The sequence below is a fragment of the Candidatus Babeliales bacterium genome (genome assembly GCA_035944115.1).
Taxonomy (GTDB): Bacteria; Babelota; Babeliae; order Babelales; family Vermiphilaceae; genus DASZBJ01.
The window spans coordinates 1-3168 of sequence record DASZBJ010000048.1 but is presented as its reverse complement, the minus strand read 5'-3'; the positions used below and the strand labels follow the sequence as shown (position 1 = coordinate 3168).

Annotated in this window: 3 protein-coding genes; all 3 read right to left on the bottom strand. The window is 39.8% G+C overall.

The annotated features are described in order from the left end of the window. Positions 1-443: hypothetical protein (locus VGT41_05985; protein ID HEV2601811.1), on the bottom strand; the 443-nt coding region annotated here is incomplete at its 3' end. Positions 444-453: 10 nt separating this feature from the next. After that, the gene (locus VGT41_05980; protein HEV2601810.1) at positions 454-1578 is read right to left on the bottom strand and encodes a hypothetical protein; all 1125 of its coding nucleotides are present in this window, start codon (positions 1576-1578) and stop codon (positions 454-456) included. 8 nt (positions 1579-1586) lie between these two features. Continuing rightward, complete coding sequence (locus tag VGT41_05975; GenBank protein HEV2601809.1) at positions 1587-3032, bottom strand: hypothetical protein; 1446 nt, start codon at positions 3030-3032, stop codon at positions 1587-1589. Between the last annotated feature and the right edge of the window lie 136 nt (positions 3033-3168).

Genomic DNA, 3168 nt, shown 5'->3' with positions numbered 1-3168 from the left:
GAGGCCATAGAACCAAGTGTTGTATCATATCCCGTGCAATTTGTATCCTGATATGCAACCGTCATAGTGCCAATCGGCGCAGAAATACAAGCATTATTTGAATAATTGGAATTAGTATTTTGTTCAACATGGGAATTGGTAGTACTTACGAGTTTAACTGCAATAGCAAAGGAGTTAGTACATGTATTGCTAAGACTCGTCACTCCAGTACAACAAATGACACTATTTGCATAATTTGCAGTCACCTGACTTGGCAATTCTGCATGAGCATTCGTAGTACTCGACATGCGTACAATGACAACACTCGGGCTTGTGCACAGAACTGCCGTTGTTACTGAACAACTTAACGTGGCATATGTAGGAGAAATGTCAGTAATAAATAATATAAAACCTATAGCTAAAAATAAGGTTAAAATACGTGGTACTGTTTTTTTAAAAAACATAGTACAGATATTACTGGCATCTCATAGAAACCCATGCTGGTACTACTGTTGCACCACCAAGGACCGTAGCTTGCGGAGAAGCAGCAAGCGAAGGTTGAATTGTTGCCGTTTGAAATACTCCCGATTGTAAATCATCAGCGAGCATTCCACGGACTTGAAACGGAGTAGTTGCCGACGATCCAAAAGCTACCCAAAGGTTATCTCCTGTGACAGCCGCAACCGTGACTGCCGTGCTCTTTCGACCTATAGAGTTATACGTAGCAGCTACATTGGCAGAACCAAGACGTGTGAGTGATGCGGCACCATTTAATACTGGATTTCCTTTAAAGACAGCCACTTCTGCCCAGGTAATAGTCGCAGCAGCAGTTGTAACGTTTTGTAATACTGTACAAGTTGTATAGGCTTTTGGTGCTACTCCCATATATTGAAAATAACTTACACCAGTTGTTAGCGCTGTGACCGTGGTAAGATTGGCTGGATAAAGACCTTGGGTACTATACAAAACAAGATTGGCAGGCAAAGTACTTACCCAGGTTGTACCGTTTGATGCTAAGACGTTACCGCTCGTGCTCGGAGCAACAAATTGCACAGCAGTAGCACCATTTCCAAGTATTACATTGTTTGAGGTAAGAGTGTTTGCTCCTGTGCCACCTTGCCCAACCGATAAGGCGGTAGTCAAACCTGAAAGCGCCGTAATATCGGAGTTTGCCCCAGATGCAGCAACACCTGTCAGCGTATTACTTGCTTTACTAATGGTTTTATTGGTAAGAGTTTGGGTATCAGTATCTCCGAGAATGTTGCCAGCAGGAGCAGTAACCGCTGTAAAAGCTGAAGTACCATTTCCTTTTAAGATTCCAGTAAGGGTTGCAGCTCCGGTGCCACCTTGAGCTACAGTAACTGCTGCATTTGAAGTAAGCATAGTTGCATCGGCATCGGGAAAGGTGAATGTACGAACAAGTGTCTGGGTATTTGCCACTTGAAATGTACCGTTTCCGATATCAGTCCATGGATGTCCTGGGTTCGGCGTTGTAGCTGTAACCATTTTGGTAACGAGAAATATTACAACAGCTATAAGAACGAGGTAAACAAAACCATGAGCAGTATGCGTACGAAAATACTGAGAAATCTTTTTCATCTTCCCTATTATTGTATCAGGATTGATGTTGAAGAAGAAGTGGATGTCGCAGTAGCAACAGCTTCTATGGTAAATTCAGACTCTCCTACCGCATCTCGATAAGACTCACAATCGTCGAGGCTTCTTTGCGAGCATAAATTGGGATCGGTGGTTCGAATAACATCGAACGTTCCTGCTCCAAGATAGGTGCTTGAAACACTATAGGTTGTAGCATCAGTGACATTTGTGGTAAGAACAAGTGCTTTAGTGGCTATATTATAGATAGCAAGACCGCCAAGCGCAGTATCATTTGTTGCCATAAAAATTTTATCTTCAAGGCCATCGGGGTCACTAGGTTTTAATCGTAGAATTTCTCTGTCTTTATTTTTCACATTCGTTATTGAAAGTGGTAAATTTGGATGATGTACTACTTTTTCATACTGAACATTCAATTGCATTCCATCAATATAGAGCGCCTGCATTGCATCCACATTTTTTACTCGGGCAATACTAATTTGTAATGAATTTAAATCTTCCCATGAACTAATTTCATCAACAGGCAATTGAAACTGAGCTGTCTTCAATTCTGATTTAGAAATTTTCCCCAATGAATGCCAGTGTTGGCCATCAAATGTATAAAATACTTCAATAATATCTTCAGGAGTTTCAACAGAAGAAATGGTAGTGGTACTTTGATACGACATATCAGAAGAACTCGACGCAACATCGGTAGTTGTTCCAATTTCATCTGCATAAACAAGAGGAATAAGTGGAGAAAGGAGTGATTGAATGGATGTATCTTCTGTACTTGGTGAAGGATCAGGAGTTGCTTCAGGATTTGCAGTTGGTAATGGAGCAGATGAAGATTGCGTCGAAGTAGAGACTGGAACATCTGTAATAATGACAGTGCCCATATTCCCGTCGGGAGTATTTAAAATTTGTTGAGTAGTTGAAGCCAGATCTGCAGTTGAAGAAATAGGAACTTGCTCTGAAGAGGTAGGCTCTTCTTTTGCTGTCCCAGAAAGGCTCAATATAATTGAGGAAGGCACGGTATCTGATGGAGTAATTCCTGTAAAATTTCCACAAAAAAGTTGTGAATCCCTATCTGCTGCTAATGTTGCGGAATTTGCAACGGTAAAAGCATCATCTTCAACGGTTACATCATTGTCGGGTTTGTTAGCCGCATTTTGTGTATTTGTCCATCCCCCAAGACATGTTGCAGGAAACAATATAGCAATATCCGCATGAGTTATATGTTTATAAAAAAAAGTACCGGTAAGAAAAATAATAATAAAGATAATGACGGGAATTGCTACTTTATATTTTGTTATTATCTTTTTTAAAGCTTTTCTAGATACTTCGATTGTAAAAGGATCTTTCCTCAACAAAAGAGGCTTGTTTTTTGATACTTTTTTAATATCTTGAATTAAAAACTTATTTGCTTTATTTTTTTTAAATTTTTTGTTTTTTTTCAAAGACAGCTTTCGAGCCATCTTTATATTTTAGCATATAGTACAATTTCTGTTCTGGAGAGAAATGTTCGAGTGCATAGCGGAGGGTTGTACGAGGCATGGTAGCAGCATGCTTATTAAGAAACGTAATTTCAGCATC